The 16634-nt window shown below is 72.2% G+C and carries 17 protein-coding genes; 7 read left to right on the forward strand and 10 right to left on the reverse strand.

Annotated features, from left to right (window positions below; genetic code table 11):
• Nucleotides 1-2: 2 nt before the first annotated feature.
• From BGO22_RS01620 to BGO22_RS01630, 3 genes are all read right to left on the reverse strand, one after another.
• Nucleotides 3-1850, reverse strand: a complete 1848-nt coding sequence (locus BGO22_RS01620) for a glycosyltransferase (protein ID WP_286848479.1) — start codon at nt 1848-1850, stop codon at nt 3-5.
• Between the two features lie 74 nt (nt 1851-1924).
• Nucleotides 1925-2767 (reverse strand): FecR family protein, encoded by an 843-nt coding sequence (locus tag BGO22_RS01625; RefSeq protein WP_070398557.1) that lies wholly within the window; start codon nt 2765-2767, stop codon nt 1925-1927.
• Between the two features lie 52 nt (nt 2768-2819).
• Nucleotides 2820-4139 (reverse strand): surface lipoprotein assembly modifier, encoded by a 1320-nt coding sequence (locus tag BGO22_RS01630; RefSeq protein ID WP_254668133.1) that lies wholly within the window; start codon nt 4137-4139, stop codon nt 2820-2822.
• 213 nt (nt 4140-4352) lie between these two features.
• Here BGO22_RS01630 and BGO22_RS01635 point away from each other — a divergent pair, with 213 nt between their 5' ends.
• From BGO22_RS01635 to BGO22_RS01645, 3 genes are all read left to right on the forward strand, one after another.
• The gene (locus BGO22_RS01635) at nt 4353-5291 is read left to right on the forward strand and encodes a WcbI family polysaccharide biosynthesis putative acetyltransferase (RefSeq protein WP_175442821.1); all 939 of its coding nucleotides are present in this window, start codon (nt 4353-4355) and stop codon (nt 5289-5291) included.
• A gap of 70 nt (nt 5292-5361) precedes the next feature.
• Entirely contained in the window at nt 5362-6369 is a 1008-nt protein-coding gene (locus BGO22_RS01640) for an aldo/keto reductase (RefSeq protein WP_070398555.1), read from the forward strand.
• Nucleotides 6366-7091 (forward strand): glutamine amidotransferase, encoded by a 726-nt coding sequence (locus BGO22_RS01645; protein ID WP_083293061.1) that lies wholly within the window; start codon nt 6366-6368, stop codon nt 7089-7091. Before BGO22_RS01640 ends, BGO22_RS01645 begins: the two co-directional genes overlap by 4 nt.
• A 2-nt stretch (nt 7092-7093) precedes the next feature.
• Here the strand turns inward: BGO22_RS01645 and BGO22_RS01650 are convergent, their stop codons facing one another.
• From BGO22_RS01650 to BGO22_RS01680, 7 genes are all read right to left on the reverse strand, one after another.
• Complete coding sequence (locus tag BGO22_RS01650) at nt 7094-7966, reverse strand: isocitrate lyase/PEP mutase family protein (RefSeq protein WP_070398554.1); 873 nt, start codon at nt 7964-7966, stop codon at nt 7094-7096.
• 17 nt (nt 7967-7983) lie between these two features.
• The gene (locus BGO22_RS01655; protein ID WP_070398553.1) at nt 7984-9495 is read right to left on the reverse strand and encodes a tripartite tricarboxylate transporter permease; all 1512 of its coding nucleotides are present in this window, start codon (nt 9493-9495) and stop codon (nt 7984-7986) included.
• 10 nt (nt 9496-9505) lie between these two features.
• The gene (locus BGO22_RS01660) at nt 9506-9943 is read right to left on the reverse strand and encodes a tripartite tricarboxylate transporter TctB family protein (RefSeq protein ID WP_070398552.1); all 438 of its coding nucleotides are present in this window, start codon (nt 9941-9943) and stop codon (nt 9506-9508) included.
• Between the two features lie 64 nt (nt 9944-10007).
• On the reverse strand, nt 10008-10994 hold the full coding sequence (locus BGO22_RS01665) for a tripartite tricarboxylate transporter substrate binding protein (RefSeq protein ID WP_070398551.1): 987 nt from the start codon (nt 10992-10994) through the stop codon (nt 10008-10010).
• 137 nt (nt 10995-11131) lie between these two features.
• Nucleotides 11132-12556, reverse strand: a complete 1425-nt coding sequence (locus BGO22_RS01670) for a sensor histidine kinase (RefSeq protein ID WP_070398550.1) — start codon at nt 12554-12556, stop codon at nt 11132-11134.
• A complete protein-coding gene (locus BGO22_RS01675; RefSeq protein WP_070398549.1) occupies nt 12553-13221 on the reverse strand; it encodes a response regulator in 669 nt (222 codons plus the stop codon). Before BGO22_RS01675 ends, BGO22_RS01670 begins: the two co-directional genes overlap by 4 nt.
• 14 nt (nt 13222-13235) lie before the next feature.
• Nucleotides 13236-13655 carry a lysozyme inhibitor LprI family protein gene (locus BGO22_RS01680; RefSeq protein ID WP_175442820.1) on the reverse strand — a complete coding sequence of 140 codons (420 nt, stop codon included), beginning with the start codon at nt 13653-13655 and terminating at the stop codon, nt 13236-13238.
• A gap of 146 nt (nt 13656-13801) precedes the next feature.
• Here BGO22_RS01680 and BGO22_RS01685 point away from each other — a divergent pair, with 146 nt between their 5' ends.
• From BGO22_RS01685 to BGO22_RS01700, 4 genes are read left to right on the forward strand one after another with little or no spacing between them, the layout of a single operon-like run.
• Nucleotides 13802-14272, forward strand: coding sequence for a Spy/CpxP family protein refolding chaperone (locus BGO22_RS01685; RefSeq protein ID WP_070398548.1), 471 nt, complete (start codon nt 13802-13804; stop codon nt 14270-14272).
• 12 nt (nt 14273-14284) lie between these two features.
• On the forward strand, nt 14285-14587 hold the full coding sequence (locus BGO22_RS01690; RefSeq protein WP_070398547.1) for a hypothetical protein: 303 nt from the start codon (nt 14285-14287) through the stop codon (nt 14585-14587).
• Between the two features lie 10 nt (nt 14588-14597).
• Entirely contained in the window at nt 14598-15290 is a 693-nt protein-coding gene (locus tag BGO22_RS01695) for a response regulator transcription factor (RefSeq protein ID WP_070398546.1), read from the forward strand.
• Complete coding sequence (locus tag BGO22_RS01700; RefSeq protein WP_070398545.1) at nt 15287-16630, forward strand: HAMP domain-containing sensor histidine kinase; 1344 nt, start codon at nt 15287-15289, stop codon at nt 16628-16630. Before BGO22_RS01695 ends, BGO22_RS01700 begins: the two co-directional genes overlap by 4 nt.
• Nucleotides 16631-16634 lie beyond the last annotated feature (4 nt).

Raw genomic sequence — 16634 nt, forward strand, 5'->3', positions numbered from 1 at the left:
CCTCAGGCCCCCGGTCGTTCGCAGACCACGGTGAACATGGGCACCTGGCGGTTCTGCGAGGGCTGGCTCTGCTCGTGCAGGATGACCCGCGCCTCGGTGAAGCCCAACAAGCCCAGCGTGGAAACGAAGAACTGCGGCGTGAACAGCCACCAGGTGTCGACCTGCTGCACGCCGCGGTGCGGCTGCAGCTGGCACAGCGCGCGCGGGCCGAGCGACGGGTCGTACAGCTCGGTGACGATCACCGTGCGCCGCGTGCGCGCCGCCACGCTTTGCACCATGTCGAAGGGCCGGCGGCAGTGCAGCAGCACCGAGGCCATCAGGCCGATGTCGAACTCGCCGAGCTCGGCCGGCAGGGCATAGGGATCGGCCTCGATCAGGCGCACGCGCGAGCGGCGTTGCCGGTGCACGTACCAGAACGAATGGCGCACGCCTTCGATGGAGCGCGTGAAACCGTGCCGCCACCGCGGCGTGTCGAAACCCTCGTGGGGCACCACGTCCCACAGGTGCGACATGGGTGGCTCCAGGCAGGTGACCTGGGCGCCGGCGGCTTCCATGTGGAAGGACAGGTGGCCGCTGGCGGGGCCGATTTCCAGCACCGACCGGCCGTTGAAGTCCACGCCGCCCAGGTACTGCGCGGTGTTGGGCCGCAGGTCCCAGTCGCCCACCACCTCCTCGCCATCGGGCAGCGTGGTGGAGTGGTAGAAGAGGCAGTCCTCGCGGCGCGGCTGGCGGGGCGGCACCTCGCGCACGGCGGCGTGCGCGGGCGTCGGCGACGTGGCCGGGGCCGGGGGCGGCGCGGGCACTGGCTCGCGTGGCGCCACGCTCGCGGCGTGCAGCTGCAGCAGGCCCAGCAGCCGGGCCACGGTGGACGCGGTGCCCGCCACGTGCGCGGCGCCGCGGCGCAGGGCGGCCGCGCGCTGCGCTGCCGCGCCAGGGCCGTGCAGGTGGCGCAGCGCCGCCGCCCAGTCGGCCAGCGGCGCCTCCAGGTCCAGCACGGCGCCGCCGTCGCCCACCAGCTCGGGCAGCGCACCGCGCCGGCTGGCCAGCACGGGCAGGCCATTGAGCTGGGCTTCCACCACGGTGCGGCCGAAGGATTCTTCCCAGACCGAGGGCATGAGCAGCACGCGCGACTGACCGAACACCTCGCGCATGCCGTCGCTGGGCCCGCGCCATTCGACGTTGCCCAGCCGCGCCGCGCGCGCCTGGCCGTGGGCGCGCCAGGCCGGGTCCAGCGGCCAGCTTTCCATCACCAGGAAGGGCAGCTCGGGGCAGGCCGCGGCCAGCTCGAACAGGCGCTCCACGCCCTTGATGGGCGTGGGGTTGACGAACAGCACCTTGTCGCCCTGGCGCTCGGCCCGGTAGGTAGGGGCCGAGACGATGGGCGGGATCACCGCGCAGTCCAGGCCGTAGAGCGCGCGCCAGCGCCGCGCAGTGAAGTCGGAGTTGGCCAGGTAGAGCAGCGAAGGGTCGGCCACCAGGTGCCCGCCGAGTTGGTGGGTTTCGACGTTGTGCAGGTAGACGGCCGTGGGCCGGCCGGTGTCCAGGCTGGCCAGCACCAGCGAACTCAGGTAGGTGCCGCTCTGCACCACGATGGCGTCGGCCTCCCAGGCGGCCGCCACCTGGGGCAGGGCCTCCAGAGGCCGCGTCGCGCGCAGCACCGGGTAGCCCAGGTGCTCGTCGCGGGTGAGCGTGTCGTCGGTGTCCATGGCCACGGCCGGGGCCCGTCCGCACAGCACGGCGGCCTCGGCCCCCAGTTCGCGGATCGCGAGGCAGAGGTCGTGGGTGGTGGTCTGCAGCCCGCCGGTGACGTCCGGCAGGTGCGGGTAGCTGGAAACAAAAAGGACGCGCATGGCGGCGAGGGGCGGTGCTCGCGCCAGGGCGCGGTGGGCCGCCGGTCAGGGTGAAGGGCGCCGGCGGCCGGGGCTCAGGACACCTGCAGCACTTGGCTGCTGCCCAGGAGGTCTCTCAAGGTCAGGGAGGGGCTGCTGCCGGTGTTGACGTCCACGACGTTCTTCAGGCGGTCGTTGGCCAGGGCGCTGCCGGGGTTGCTGGCGCCGCCAGGGCGGTTGCCCGTGGAAAGGAGCTGGCCCGCCGGCGCTGGCGGGGGATTGGCATTGCCGGTGTTCGTCGGGCGCGACTCGAGCCGATTGAGCAGGGCGTTGAGGTCGCTCGTGGGGGGGGGCCGCGGCGTGCTCATGGAGGTGCCCGACAGGTCGACGCCAAAGCCGGGGCGGGTGATCGTCGTGGTGTCGCCGCTGTTGCTGGTCGCGCGCATCTGCTGGCCGAACAGGAAGATGCCGCTCGTGCGATCGCTGTTGGTCTCCGCCAAGGCGATCCCGCCCAGGAGTTCGAGCTTGCCGTGCGGCGTGGCGATGACGGTGGCGGTGTTCTTGCTGATCTGTCCGCCCACGACGCGCACCACGCCCTTGGCCAGGCCGAGCCGGATCTGGCCCTGGCGGGTGGCGGGGTCGAAGCGGAACTCGTCGATGGTGAGTTCGGAGTCGGGGCCCAGGGTCAGGGCCGACTGGTCGAGGAAGAGCAGGTGCAACTGGCCGTTGGCGTCGGTGCGCAGCCGCTGGCCGGGCAGCACGCTGCTGCCCACCACCATCACTTCGTTGTTCCCGGTGACGGTGCCGCCGGGCGCGACCGCAGTCACCACGCCGGTGCGGTTGGCCGATGCCGAGGGGGCCTGGGCCATGGTCGTGGGCAGCGCGGCGGTCGACAGGGCGGCGGCGAGCCACCAGTCCTTGGAAATCGGCGGGGTCATATCGGGTCCTCGGGAAACGGTCTTGAGTGGGGGCCGTGGGTGGGCGCGCGCGTCAGAAACGGTAGGCGGCTGCCACGAACAGCGAGGTGTTCTTGTTGTCGTAGTTGGGCAGCTTGCTGTCCGTCTTCACGTGCTCCAGCTGCACCAGCAGGGACCAGGCCGCCGACAGCGGTACCGTCTGGCCGATGCCAATGCGCCATTCGGTGTCGCGGCGCGCGGTGTTCGGGTCGATGGCCGGGTCGGCCGCGTCGTAGGCGCGCCGCTGCAGGCCGCCCCAGACCGAGGTGGTCCACAGGCCGCCGCCCTTGAGCGGGCTGGCGTAGCTGTGCAGGTAGGTCACGCGCGCTTCCTGGCTGTCGTTGTCGTAGTAGCGCCGGTCGGTGCGCTGCCAGTACGCGCGCAGCTCGCCGCTGAGCAGCTGGCCCGGTGCGAGTTCGCGCGTCAGGCGCACGCGCAGCAGCTTGCTGGGGCCGCCGAGTTCGCTGGCGGCGGGCACGTCGATGCGGGTGGCGTAGTCGACGTCGCGGTACTCGAGGCCGCCGTCGACGAGGGTGCGCTCGTTGAGGCTGTAGGCCGCGTCCAGGCCCAGACCGTAGTTGCTCAGGTAACGGTGGCCCTGGGCCGAGAGCGTGGCGGCGATCAGGTGCGGGCGGATGCTCAGGCCGGGCAGGCCGGCCGGCGAGGGCTTGAAGCGCAGGCCGGAGGTGAGCTCGACCAGGGCCAGGTTGTACGGATCGGTCTGGTTCACCTGCAGCGTGCTGCCGGACGAGGAGCTGAACTTGACGATCTGCGCGGCGAGCGAGCTGACGATGGCGGCCTCGTTCTGGCGGCCCAGGTCGTACTGGTGGTCCAGGCGCAGGCCCAACTGCAGGTCGGTGTCCGACTGGGGCTTGAGCGCGTCGGGCACGGCCACCGGCGCGCCAGCGGCCAGCACCGTGTCGCGGCTGGTGCGCGAGCTGGGGTTGGTCTGGGCCCGCAGGCCCAGCAGCACCTGGCCGTCGAGGCGCGAGACCTGGGTGCGCTTGCCGATGTCGCGCAGCAGGGTGTCGGCCTGGCCTCGCTCCACCGGACCCAGGCGCGGGTCGTCCAGGGCGCGGCGCAGCATGCCGGCGGCCATGTCGTAGGAGCCGAGGCGGTAGTACAGCACGCCCAGGTCCAGGCGCACGGAGGGCGGTGCGTTCGGGTCCAGCAGCAGGCGCTCGAGGGCGGCGATGGCGCCTTCGTGGTTGCCCGACTGTTCCAGCAGGCGCGCATAGCGCGCGGTGGCGTTGCCGTCGGCGGGCGATTGCAGGGTCTGGCGGAAGGCTTCGTCGACCTGGCTTTGCAGGGGCGCGTTGGGCGCGGTCTGGGCCCAGGCGCTGGAACAGAACAACGCCGTTGCCAACAATTTGATAGCAAGAACCTCAGAAGAATGGCTGGCCGCGGGGCGCTTCAATTGGGGTTCCTCCTGGATGGCTGGGCTGGCTGAAAGAGCGCGGACGATTGTTACACATTTGCAAGCACGCTTATCATTCCCGGCCCGAACCCGGAGGGGCCCTGCGCACCTCGGGCCGACTGTGTTTCGACCGACGCCGAGCGTCTTCTGATGGCCGCGATTCCTTCTCTTCCCGTGGCGCCGCCGGCGCCCCGGCACCCGCTCGATTTCCGCTTTGGCGCCCAGGGCCCGAAGGCCCGCACGGTGTTGGTATATGGCAACTGCCAGACCCCCTACCTGGCGCGCATGCTCAGCGCGCTGGACGACCTGAACGACGACTACCGCTTCGTGGCGGCCCTCAACCACGCGCAGCCGGGCGATGCCCAGGCGCTGCCGGTGGCCGACGAGGACATGAAGAATGTGGCGCTGCTGCTGCGCCAGCACGAGATGGCGCCCGGCAACCCGGCCTTGGCGGCGATCGAGGCGCGCCTGCCCCCGGGCTGTCCGGTCATCACCTTCCCGAGTTACCTGCTGAACTGCCTGTGGCCCTTCGAGTGCGCCGAGCCGCGCGAGCGCCACGACCCGGCCTATCCGACCTGGAAGCGCTACCCGACGGGCGACCTGGTGGCGCTCGAAATCGCCGAAACCGGCCTGAGCGGTCCGATCGCCGTGGCCGCCTACATGGACCTGTCCGCGCGCCGGATGCCCGACCTGCAGCGCCGCCTGGAGGACGACCTGGACCTGATGCGCCTGTTCGACGCCCACTGCGACGTGCGCCTCGCCGACCACGTGGCGGCGAACTTCCGCGACCAGCACATGTTCTGGACGCGCGGCCACATGTCGGCCGCCGCGATGCGCGAGCTGGCGCGCCGCGTCGCCGATCAGGCCCGCCGCGTGATCGGCGGCCAGGCGCAGCGCGCCGAACTGTGCCTGGACGCGGCCATGGACTTCGACGGCATGGGTGGCGTGCAGACGCCCGTCCACCCGCTGGTGGCCGACGCCCTGAAGCTGAGCTATTGCCCACCGGAGCGCACCTACCAGTGGGTGACGCAGCGGTGGACCTTCTACGAATACATCGAGCGTTACATCGCCTACGACACGAGCTGGTAGCCTGGGGCCGCAGTGCCTGGGTACGCGCCCGCTTCCATTCCCCCTTTCCTTTTCCCGACCGGATCCCGCCATGCCGCAGCAACGACCACTTGGACCCTTCACCGTCTCAGCCATCGGCCTGGGCTGCATGAACATCTGCCACGCCTACGGGCCGCCCGTGCCCGAGGCGCAGGCCGAGCGCCTGCTGCTGGCCGCGCTGGACGACGGCGTGACGCACTTCGACACCGCCGCGCTCTACGGCTTCGGCGCCAGCGAAACCCTGATCGGCAAGGTGCTGGCCCCGCACCGCCACCGCTTCACCCTGGCCAGCAAGTGCGGCATGCAGGGCGTGGACCTGAAGGGCGACGGCCAGCTGGTGCGCGTGATCGACGGCCGGCCCGAGACCCTGCGCGCCACCTGCGAGGCCTCGCTGCGCCGCTTGCGCACCGAGGTGATCGACCTGTACTACCTGCACCGCTGGGACAAGTCGGTGCCGATCGAAGAAAGCGTGGGCGCGCTGGGCGACCTGGTGCGCGCGGGCAAGATCCGCGCGGTCGGCCTGTCCGAGGTCTCGGCCGCCACCTTGCGCAAGGCGCACGCCGAGTACCCCATCAGCGCGGTGCAGACCGAGTACTCGCTGTGGACGCGCAACCCCGAGATCGCGGTGCTCGACGCCTGCCGCGAGATCGGCGCGGCCTTCGTGGCCTTCAGCCCGACGGCGCGCGGCTTCCTGGCGATCGACCTCGACCCGCAGGCCTTCGACGCCAAGGACATCCGCCGCGCGATGCCGCGCTTCACGCCCGCGCACTGGGCCGCCAACCAGCGCCTGCTGCCGGCCTACCGCGCCCTCGCGGCCGAGGTGGGCTGCACGCCCGCGCAGCTGTCCATCGCCTGGCTGCTGCACAAGGCGCCGCACATCCTGCCGCTGCCGGGCACGGGCAACGTGGACCATCTGCTGGAGAACAACCGCGCCGACGGCGTGCGCCTGAGCGCCGACGTGATGCAGCGCCTGGAGGCGCTGATCAACCCGCAAACCGTGAGCGGCAACCGCTACAGCGAGCAGTCCAACCGCGAGGTGGACACCGAGGTGTTCGCGTGAGCGCCACCCCGGGTGCCGAGCGCCCCATCCTGGTGGTGGCCGCCGGCCAGACCTTCGAGGAGCTGAGCCGCGCCGAAGGCGATTTCCCCGACTGGATCGCGCGCGGCCTGGGCGATGGCGTGCCGCTGCGCCACGCCGACGCGCGCGAGGCGCCGGACTACCCCGACCCGCGCACGCTCGGCGGGGTGGTGGTGAGCGGCTCGCACGCCATGGTCAGCGACCGCGCGCCCTGGAGCGAACACCTGGCCGGCTGGCTCAAGGACTGCGTGGCGGCGGAACTGCCGGTGCTGGGCATCTGCTTCGGCCACCAGCTGCTGGCGCACGCCCTGGGCGGCGAGGTGGACCGTTTGCCCGAGGGGCCGGAGGTGGGCACGCGCGAGGTGCGGCTCGGCCCCGAGGCCGGCGACGACGCCCTGCTGGGCGCCTTGCCGGCCCGCTTCCCCGCGCAGCTCATCCACTACCAGTCGGTGCGGCGTCTGCCGGCGGGCGCGGTGCCGCTGGCGCGCAGCGACATCGAATCCCACCAGGCCTTCCGCGTGGGGCGGCGCGCCTGGGGCGTGCAGTTCCATCCGGAGTTCTCGGCCACGGCCATGCGCGGCTACCTGGAGCGCCTGAAGGGCGAGCTGGGCGAAGAGGCGGCGCGGCGCCTGGACGAGGTGGGCCCCACGCCGCAGGCGGCGCAGGTGCTGCGCCGTTTTGCCGAGGTGGTGCGGGCCGGCTGAGCTCAGGCGCCGCCCGTGGCGTAGCGCTCGGCCAGCGCGTCCCAGGCGGGCTTGCCCACCAGGGCCTGGCGCTCCAGGAACGGGGCCACCCGCTCGGGGTCTTCGGCCAGCAGGCCCTCGGCCTGGAGCGCGCCGAGGGCGCGCCGCATGCCCAGCAGCGCCGACTGCAGGGCCGCGTTGGCGTACAGCACGAAGCTGTAGCCCTGGGCGCCGAGCGCGTCCGCCCGCTGCAGCGGCGTCTTGCCGCCCAGCACCAGGTTGATCAGCAGGGGCTTGTCCACCAGCGTGGGCAGGCGCGCGATGTCGTCGGACCGGGTGAGCGCCTCGACGAACAGCAGGTCGGCGCCGGCCTCGGCGAAGCGCTGGGCGCGTTCCACCGCGGCCTCGAAGCCCAGGCTGGCCGCGGCGTCGGTGCGGGCGACCACCATCAGGTCCGGGTCGCGGCGGGCGTCGACGGCGGCGCGGATCTTCGCGACCGCTTCGTCGAGCGGGATCACCTCCTGCCCACTGAAGTGGCCGCAGCGCTTGGGCGCCACCTGGTCCTCGATCTGGATGGCGTCGGCGCCGCAGCGCTCCAGCACGCGCACCGCGTGGCGCACGTTCAGGGCGTTGCCGAAGCCGGTGTCGGCGTCCACCATCAGGGGCAGCTCCACCGCGTCGCGCAGGCGCGCGGTGTGCTCGGCCAGCTCGCTCAGGCCCACGAAACCCAGGTCCGGCAGGCCCAGGGCCATGTTGCTCAGGCCGGCGCCCGTGAGGTAGACGGCCGGGTAGCCCAGGCTTTCGATCACCCGCGCCGACAGCGCGTTGAACGCGCCCGGCAGGATGAGCCCCTGCCGCCGCTCGGCCAGGGCGCGCAGCGCCCGCTTGGGCGGCAACGCCGCCGGTGCCGCGCTCACCGCGCCGCCTCCACGGCGCGTTCGCGCGTGGCCCGCAGCCGCAGCAGGGCCGGCACGGTGAGGATGAGCGCGGTCGCGATCCACAGGCCGGTGGCGATCGGGCTGTGCACCAGCACGGCGGCGTCGCCGTTGCTGATGGACAGGGCGCGGCGCAGGTTCTGCTCCATCAGCGGGCCGAGCACGAAACCCAGGATCAGCGGCGCCATGGGCACGCCCTGCTGGCGCAGCAGGTAGGCCGCGAAGCCCAGCGCGGCCATCAGCAGCAGGTCGAAGGTGGTGGCGTGCACCGCGTAGACGCCCACGCTGGAGACCGCCAGGATGCCGGGCACCAGCACCCAGTAGGGCACGTTCAGGATGCGGGTGAACAGGCCCACCATGGGAATGTTGAGCACCAGCAGGATCACGTTGGCCAGGAACATCGAGGCGATCAGGCCCCACACCAGGTCGGGCTGCTGGCTGAACAGGGCGGGGCCGGGCGTGATGTTGTAGAGCGCCAGCGCGCCCATCATCACGGCCGTGGTGCCCGAGCCCGGCACGCCCAGGGTCAGCATGGGCACGAAGGAGCCGGTGGCGGCCGAGTTGTTGGCGGCCTCGGGCACGGCCACGCCGCGGATGTCGCCCTGGCCGAACGTGCCGTCCTTGTCGATCAGCCGCTTCTCCATGGCGTAGGTCATGGCGCTGGCCACGGTGGCGCCCGCGCCGGGCAGCACGCCCACCACGAAGCCCACGACGCTGGCGCGCAGGGTGCTCCACCACGTGTGGGCCATCTCGCGCAGGTTGAAGAGCGTGCGGCCGGTCTGGGGGATGGGCCCCGCGCTGGCGTGGTGTTCCCTCAGCATGAGCAGGATCTCGCTGATGGAGAACACGCCGATGACCACCACCACGAACTGGATGCCGTCGGACAGGTGCACGTCGCCGCCGGTGAAGCGGTAGACGCCGGAGTTGGCGTCCAGGCCCACGCAGGACATGGACAGGCCGATGAGGGCCGCCAGGCCGGCCTTCACCGGCGCGTTGCCCAGCAGGCCGGCGATGCAGGCGAAGGCGAAGCACATCAGCGCGAAGTACTCGGCCGGCCCGAAAGACAGCGCCCAGGCGGCCAGCAGCGGCGCGAACATCACGATGCCCAGCGTGGCGATGAGCGAACCCACGAAGGAGCTCCAGGCCGAGATGGACAGGGCCACGCCCGCCAGGCCCTGGCGGGCCATGGGGTAGCCGTCCAGCGCGGTCATGATGGCGCCGGCGTCGCCCGGCACGTTGAGCAGGATGGAGGAGATGCGTCCGCCGTACTCGCAGCCGATGTAGACGGCGGCCAGCAGGATGAGCGAGGCCTCGGGCGGCAGTTTCATCGCGAAGGCCAGGGGCATGAGAATGGCCACGCCGTTGATGGGACCCAGGCCAGGCAGCAGGCCGACCACGGTGCCGATGAAGGAGCCGATGGCGGCGATCAGCAGGTTGATGGGGCTGAAGGCCACGCCGAAGCCGTCCATCAGGTGTCGCAAGGTGTCCATGGCGCGGCCCTCAGAGCAGGAAGGACAGCAGGCCGGCGGGCATGGTCACGTCCAGCAGCCGGTCGAAAAGAAAATGCAGGCCCACGCCCAGCGCGGCGCCGCTGGCCAGCGACTGCTTCCAGCCGCCGCCGAAGGCCCTGCCCACGGGCAGGGCCATCAGCAGCGTGGCGAGAATGAAGCCCAGCCACTGGAACAGCGCCGCGTAGGCCAGCACCGTGCCCGCGCACAGCAGCGTGCCCTTCCAGGGCACCTGGGCGAAGGCGCCGCCGCCGGCCGAGGGGCGCAGCACCAGCCACAGGCCGCCCAGGCCCATGCAGGCCGCCAGCAGCAGGGGAAAGGCCTTGGGCCCCAGCGGTTCGTAGGAATAGGCGGCGGTATAGCCCTGCGCGGCCCAGGCCATGGCCGCGGCCGTGGCGACGCACACCGCGCCAAGAAGGCGGTCACTCATGGAGACTCCAAGGGAAAGGGCGGGCCGCCGCGCGGGCGGCTCGCGGGACAGCGGAGGGGGCCGCTCAGTTCGCCGGCTTGGTCGACAGGCCGAACTCTTCGGCCAGCTTGCGGTAGCCGGCCACCTGCTGCTTCACGTAGGCGTCCAGCGGCGCCCCGGTGATGGCCAGGGGGAACAGGCCGCGCTCTTCGCGCAGCTTGTCGTAGGCCGGCGTGGCCATCATCTTGGCGAAGGCCTCGGCCCAGGCCTGGTAGTCGGCGTCGCTGACCTTGGGGCCGAGGTAGAAGCCGCGCACGATGGGCCATTCGACGTTGAAGCCCTGTTCGGCCGCGGTGGGGATGTTGGCCATCTCGCCCGGCAGGCGCTTGTCGTTCATGACGGCCAGGATGCGGATCTTGGCGCCCGCCTTGCGCTGCTGCAGGGCCTCGGCCGCGTCGCCGGTGAAGACGTGGATGTGGCCGCCCTGCAGGGCGGTCATGGCCTCGCCGCCGCCTTCGAAGGCCACGTAGCGCATGGTCTTGGGGTTCACGCCGCCGGCGCGCGCGGTCAGGGCGGCTTTCATCCAGTCCTGGCTGCCCACCGTGCCGCCCGCGCCCAGCACCACCTTGTTCGGGTCGGCCTTGATGGCCGCCATGACGTCCTTGAGCGACTGGTAGGGCGAGTTCTCGGCCACGATGACCGCGCCGTAGTCGGTACCGATGGCGGCCAGCCAGCGCACGTCGTTCTCGGTGTAGCGGCCGAACTTGCCCTGCGCCAGGTTGAGCAGCGAGCCGCCGGAGAAGGCCACGATGGTGCTGGCCGCGTCGGGGCGCTGGGCCACGATGGTGTTGTAGGCCACCGCGCCGATGCCGCCTGGCATGTAGGTCACGCGCATCGGGTCGGCGATGAACTTGCCGTCCTGCAGCGCGGACTGGGCCAGCTTGCAGGTCAGGTCGAAGCCGCCACCGGGTTTGGCGGGGGCGATGCACTCGGTCTTGGCCAGCGGGTTGGCCATCGCGCCCAGCGCGCTGGCCGCCAGGGCCGCGGCCACGAGGTGCCTGGAAAGCGTCATGGTGTGTCTCCTCGGAATGGAATCAACGGGCGGCATTCGGGGATGCCGCGGAGGCACTGTAGGAGGCCGGCACTTTCAGGCCGCTTTCAGCCGAGGCGCGATAAACCGCGGGTAAACCCGCGGCCCATGGCCGCGCGTCAGGCCCCGCCGGCCGGCAGCGGCAGGACCATCTCCACCTGAAGGCCGCGGCCGTCCGGCCCCGGCCGGGCGCGCAGTTCGCCGCCGTGCCGCTGCGCCACGGTGCGCACGAAGGCCAGGCCCAGGCCGGAGCCCGGCACGGCCGCGCCGCTGCCGCGAAAGAAGCGCTCGCCCAGGCGCTCCAGGTCGGCCGCGGGCAGCCCGGCGCCGTCGTCGACCACGGCCAGGCAGGCCTCGCGCTGGCCCGAGGGCATGACGCGTTCGCGCACCGACAGCGTGACGTGGCAGCCCGCGCCACCGTGCCGGATGGCGTTGTGCACCAGGTTCGACAAGGCCTCGCGCAGCAGGTCGGCGTCGCCGGTGAAGGCCAGGCGCCGGGCCGGGGCGTCCAGACCCAGGTCGACCGACTGGTCGCGGGCCGCGTGCCAGCCGTCGCGCACCACGGATTCGGCCAGCCACACCAGGTCGACGGCCTGGAAGTCCAGCGGGGCGCTGTCGGCGCGCGCCAGCGAGAGCAACTGGTTGGTCTGGCGGATGGTCTGGTCGAGTTGCGCCCGGATGGACTCAAGCACCGGGCGCTGCTGCGCGGGGTCCTGCTCGCGCAAGGCGTAGGCCACCTGGGTGGAGAGCGTGGCCAACGGCGTGCGCAGCTGGTGCGAGGCGTCGTCGACGAAGCGCCGGCGCAGCTCGGCCTGCTCTTGCGCGCGCGCGACGTGCCGGTTGATGGCCTGCACCAGCGGCAGCACCTCGGCCGGCACGCCGTCGGGCGACATGGGCGTGAGGTCGTCCGGCTGGCGCGCCTCGACCTCCTGGCGAAAGCGCGACAGGGGGTGCATGGCCCAGGCGATCGACACGGTGAGCAGGCCGGTCGCCAGCACGATCAGCAGCAGGTCGCGCGCCAGGCTGCGCAGCAGCAGGTCGCGGCGGAAATCGTTGCGCGCCTCCAGGGTTTCGGCCACCTGCACCACCACGCGCTGCGGCGGCCGCTGGCCGGCCAGCGGCTCGGCCAATTCGCGCGCGTAGCTGCCCACGCGCACTGGCTGGCCCAGGTATTCGCCGTCGTGGAACTGCGGCTTGCCGGACTCCAGCGGCCGGGGCGGGCGGGGCAGGTCGGGGCTGCCGATCTCGACCAGGCCGTCCTCGGACGCGACGCGGTAGTGCACCTGCCCCTGCGCGGTGAGTTCAAAAAACTCCAGCATGCGGTAGGGCAGCTCCACGCCCAGGCCGCCGCTGGCGGTGGAGATGCTGGAGTCGATGGACTTCACCGCGCCCAGCAGCGAGCGGTCGTAGGCGGCGTCGGCGGCGTCGTTGGCGGTGGTCCAGGACAGCCAGAGCTCGGCCGCCGTCACCGCCAGCATGCCCGGCAGCAGCATCAGCAGCAGCAGGCGCCGGATGCTGGCCAGCGGCCAGCGCGGCCGCTTCATGCCTGAGCCTCGAGCATGTAGCCCAGGCCGCGCAGGGTCGTCACGCGAACGGGGCTGTTCTCCAACCGTTTGCGGATGCGGTGGATCAGCACCTCGATGGCCTCGGGGTGCACGTCCTGCTCGTCCGAGAACACGCGCTCGAGCAGCTCGCGCTTGGACAGCGGCTCGCCCGGGTACTGGATCAGGGCCCGCAGCACGGCGTGCTCGCGCGGCGTCAGGGCCAGGGGCTCGTGCTGCAGGCGGAACTGCTTGGACGCGCTGTCGTAGCTCAGCGGGCCGCAGGCAAAGCGTGGGTGTTCCTGGCCCCGGGCGCGGCGGATCAGGGCCGTCAGGCGGGCCTCCAGCTCGGCGACGTCGAAAGGCTTGGCCATGAAGTCGTCGGCGCCGCCATGCAGGCAGCCCACGCGCTCGTTCAGGGAGTCGCGCGCGGTGAGGATCAGCACCGGCAGCCGCTGGTCCGCTTCGCGCAGGTCGCTCAGCACGTCGTGCCCGTCCAGCCCGGGCAGGCCGAGGTCGAGGATCAGGGCGTCGTAGCGCGTGGCCTTGAGGCTGCGGCGCACCAGGCGGCCGTCGGCGACCCAGTCGACCTGGAAGTCGTTCTGCCCCAGGGCCTTGACCAGCCAGGTGGCCAGATCGGCTTCGTCTTCGGCGAGCAGGATGCGCATGCCGTGGGTCCGCCTCAAGGCCGCACCGGGCGCAGGCAGCCCAGGTCGCCTTCGGGGCAATGGAGCTGGCGGCGCAATGCCTGGGTGCGCTCGCGGGTCAGCCGCGTCTGGCAGTGCAGCCGCACCATGGGTTCGGCGCTGCCGCCGCGCACCGCGCTGGCCTCGAACCCGCAGGTGGCGGTGCGGTAGGTCAGCCAGTCCTTCTGGGCGGTGCGCAGCAAGGTGCGCCTGGCGGGGTCGAGACTCGCGGACAGCTCGCGCAGCACCGCCGCGTGGGCCGCTTGCGCGTGTTCGAAGTCCTGGTAGGCGCAGGCGGTGAGCTGGCGCTGCGTCTCGGCCTGGGCGCAGTCGGCCGGCAGGTCCTGCGCGGGCGCGGTGGCGCCGGCCCAGGGGGCGAACAGCCCCAGGCAGAGCAGGGCGGCGAGACGTGGCATGAAAGGTCCTTCCCGGCGGAACGCGGCGACGGGCCATTCTCCGCCGAAACAAAACGACAAGAAGCGATACCGCCCCGAGACCCGGTGTCGGCGCCCGCCGCGCACCATGGCGGCCACGTTCCACCCCGTCCAAGAAAGGACCCGTCATGAAACCCTGGATCAAGCGAACCCTCATCGGCCTCACCAGCGTCACCGTGCTCGCGGGCGGCCTGGCGGCCTGCGGCCACCGCGCCCACTACGCCGACGGCCCGGCCTCGCCCGAACGCGTGGCCGAGTGGCGCGGCAAGGCGGTCGATCGCGTGACCCGCAAGCTCGACCTCACGGCCGAACAGCGCCAGAAGCTGGAGCTGCTGGCCGACAAGCTGATCGCGCAGCGCAGCGCCATGATCGGCCAGACCCCCAACCCGCGCGCCGAGATGAAAGCCCTGGTGGCTGGCGAGAAGTTCGACCGCGCCCGCGCCCTGCACCTGCTCGACGAAAAAACCCGCGCGTTGCAGCTCACCACACCCGAGGTCATCGCGGCCCTGGCCGATTTCTATGACAGCCTGAACCCCGCCCAGCAGGCCGAGGTGCGCGAGTTCCTCGAAAAGCGCCGCGGCTGGTTCCACCGCGGTTGAGCGGGGCGCGCCATGTCGCCCGCGCTGCAAGCCATCGCCCATCCGCTGCGCGAGCACGGCCCCGTGCTGCTGGCCGATGTGAACGACCCGCACGACGAGGTGCTGGCCCTGGTGTGGGGCCCGCGCTTCGACCGCGAGCACGCGATGTGGCTGTGGTCGCGCCTGTCGCGGCGCGCGCCGCAGCAGGCCGTGCCGGTGCTGCCCGCGCTCATGGGCGCGGCGGAGCGCTTCGACGCGCTCGATGTGCCCGCGCAGCGGCGCGTGCGCCGGCTCATCCTGCGCCACCGCGCCCTGCGGGCCGCACTGGCGGTGTGAGAATGTGCGAATGCCCCGCATCCTGCTGATCGACGACGACACCCAGCTCGGGCCGCCCCTGGCGAGCTACTTCCAGCGATTCGATCTGGCGCTGGTGCACGCGCACACGCCCAGCGAGGGCCTGGAGCATCTGCGCCGGGGCGGCTTCGACGCCGCCATCCTGGACGTGATGCTGCCCGAGATGGACGGCTTCGAGCTCTGTCGCACCATCCGCAAGGACAGCGACATCCCCATCGTCATGCTCACCGCGCGCGGCGACGTGATGGACCGCGTGGTGGGCCTGGAGCTGGGCGCCGACGACTATTTGCCCAAGCCCTTCGAGCCGCGCGAGCTGGTGGCGCGCGTGCAGACCGTGTTGCGCCGCCGCCCGGCGGTGGCGGCGGCCGCGCCCGACGTGCTGGCCTTCGAGGGCCTGAGCATCGACCCCGCGCGGCGCCAGGTGCTGCGCCAGGGCGAGGCGGTGGAACTCACGGGCACCGAATTCGAGCTGCTGCACCTGCTGGCGCGCGAGGCCGGGCGCGTGCTCAGCCGCGACGACATCCTCAACCACCTGCGCGGGCACGAGGCCGAGCTGCTCACGCGCGCGGTGGACATCGTGGTGAGCCGGCTGCGCAAGAAGCTGGAACCGCTGGACTGCATCAAGACCCTGCGCAACGCGGGCTACTCGCTCGCGCTGCGGCGCGCACCGGCACCGCGCCCATGAAGCCGGCCGCCGACCCGAGGCCGCGTTGGCGGCATTCGCTCAAGCTGCGCCTGCTGGGCGTGTTCCTGCTGCTGGCCTTCCTGGTGGCCTTCATCTTCATCGGTGGCGCCCAGAAGGCTTTCACCCTGGGCTGGAAGGAGGCTGGGCGCCCGCTGCTGATGGACTACGTGACGCGGCTGGCGAACGACGTGGCGCCCCAGGGCCGGCCCGACGTCGAGAAGGCCCGCGCGCTGGTGGAGCGTCTGCCCATCGTCACCATCGACATCACCGGGCCGGTCGTGCAGTGGCGCTCGCACCCGGCACTGCCGCGCCCGCACTGGCGCAAGGACAGCGGCGCCGGCGACTGGAACGACGACGAGACCTGGCGCGCCCTGGTGCAGCGCCGCACCGCCGACGGGCACGTGATCGAGTTCGGCCTGAACGATGCCGCCATCGAACGCCGCCCGCGCCTGTTCGTCTTCGCGCTGGTGGCCCTGCTGGTGGTCACCGGGCTGGCCTTCTGGTACGTGCGCCGCCTGCTGAGCCCGCTCGACGCCATCCGCGCCGGGGCCATGCGGTTCGGCGCGGGCGATTTCTCGCAGCCCATCGCCGTGCCCGCGCGCCGCTGCGACGAGCTGGGCCAGCTCGCGCAGACGGTGAACACCATGGGCCAGGACATCGAGCAGATGCTGCAGGCCCAGCGCGCGCTGCTGCTGGCCATCAGCCACGAGCTGCGCAGCCCGCTCACGCGCGCGCGCCTGAACACCGAACTGCTGCCCGAATCGCCCGAGGTGAACCCGCAGCGCGAGGCCCTGCTGCGCGACCTGGGCGAGATGGCGCGCCTCATCAGCGACCTGCTGGAAAGCGAGCGCCTGGCGGGCCGCCACGCGGCCCTGAACCGGGAGCCCACCGAGCCGGCCACGCTGGCGCGCGAGGTGATCGCCGAACTGGCGGCGACGCGGCCCGAGGCGCGGCGCATCGGCCTGCGCCTGGACGAGGGCTTGCCCCCGGCCTTGCTGGACCGCGTTCGGGTTCGCCTGCTGCTGCGCAACCTGCTCGACAACGCGCTGCGCCATGGTGCGGAGGCCGCCACGCCGCCGGAGCTGCGCGTGGAGCGCGTGGACGCTGGGGGGCTGCGCTTCGTGGTGCGCGACCACGGCCCGGGCGTGCCCGACGACCAGATCGCGCACCTGGCCCAGGCCTTTTACCGCCCCGACAGCGCCCGCACCCGGCACGCGGGCGGGGTGGGGCTGGGGCTCTACCTGTGCCGGCTGGTGGCGCAGGCGCACGGGGGCCGCTGCGAGATCCGCAACGCCCGTCCGGGGCTGGAGGTGAGCGTCACGCTGCCGGCACAGGCGTGAGGCG

This window comes from Hydrogenophaga sp. 70-12 (assembly GCF_001897365.1).
Taxonomy (GTDB): domain Bacteria; phylum Pseudomonadota; class Gammaproteobacteria; order Burkholderiales; family Burkholderiaceae_C; genus Hydrogenophaga; species Hydrogenophaga borbori.

Coding starts and splice junctions, on each gene's coding strand:
- BGO22_RS01620 (WP_286848479.1), bottom strand. CDS start 1,850: ATGCGCGTCCTTTTTGTTTCCAGCTACCCGCACCTGCCGGACGTCACC.
- BGO22_RS01625 (WP_070398557.1), bottom strand. CDS start 2,767: ATGACCCCGCCGATTTCCAAGGACTGGTGGCTCGCCGCCGCCCTGTCG.
- BGO22_RS01635 (WP_175442821.1), top strand. CDS start 4,353: ATGGCCGCGATTCCTTCTCTTCCCGTGGCGCCGCCGGCGCCCCGGCAC.
- BGO22_RS01640 (WP_070398555.1), top strand. CDS start 5,362: ATGCCGCAGCAACGACCACTTGGACCCTTCACCGTCTCAGCCATCGGC.
- BGO22_RS01655 (WP_070398553.1), bottom strand. CDS start 9,495: ATGGACACCTTGCGACACCTGATGGACGGCTTCGGCGTGGCCTTCAGC.
- BGO22_RS01660 (WP_070398552.1), bottom strand. CDS start 9,943: ATGAGTGACCGCCTTCTTGGCGCGGTGTGCGTCGCCACGGCCGCGGCC.
- BGO22_RS01665 (WP_070398551.1), bottom strand. CDS start 10,994: ATGACGCTTTCCAGGCACCTCGTGGCCGCGGCCCTGGCGGCCAGCGCG.
- BGO22_RS01670 (WP_070398550.1), bottom strand. CDS start 12,556: ATGAAGCGGCCGCGCTGGCCGCTGGCCAGCATCCGGCGCCTGCTGCTG.
- BGO22_RS01675 (WP_070398549.1), bottom strand. CDS start 13,221: ATGCGCATCCTGCTCGCCGAAGACGAAGCCGATCTGGCCACCTGGCTG.
- BGO22_RS01680 (WP_175442820.1), bottom strand. CDS start 13,655: ATGCCACGTCTCGCCGCCCTGCTCTGCCTGGGGCTGTTCGCCCCCTGG.
- BGO22_RS01685 (WP_070398548.1), top strand. CDS start 13,802: ATGAAACCCTGGATCAAGCGAACCCTCATCGGCCTCACCAGCGTCACC.
- BGO22_RS01690 (WP_070398547.1), top strand. CDS start 14,285: ATGTCGCCCGCGCTGCAAGCCATCGCCCATCCGCTGCGCGAGCACGGC.
- BGO22_RS01695 (WP_070398546.1), top strand. CDS start 14,598: ATGCCCCGCATCCTGCTGATCGACGACGACACCCAGCTCGGGCCGCCC.
- BGO22_RS01700 (WP_070398545.1), top strand. CDS start 15,287: ATGAAGCCGGCCGCCGACCCGAGGCCGCGTTGGCGGCATTCGCTCAAG.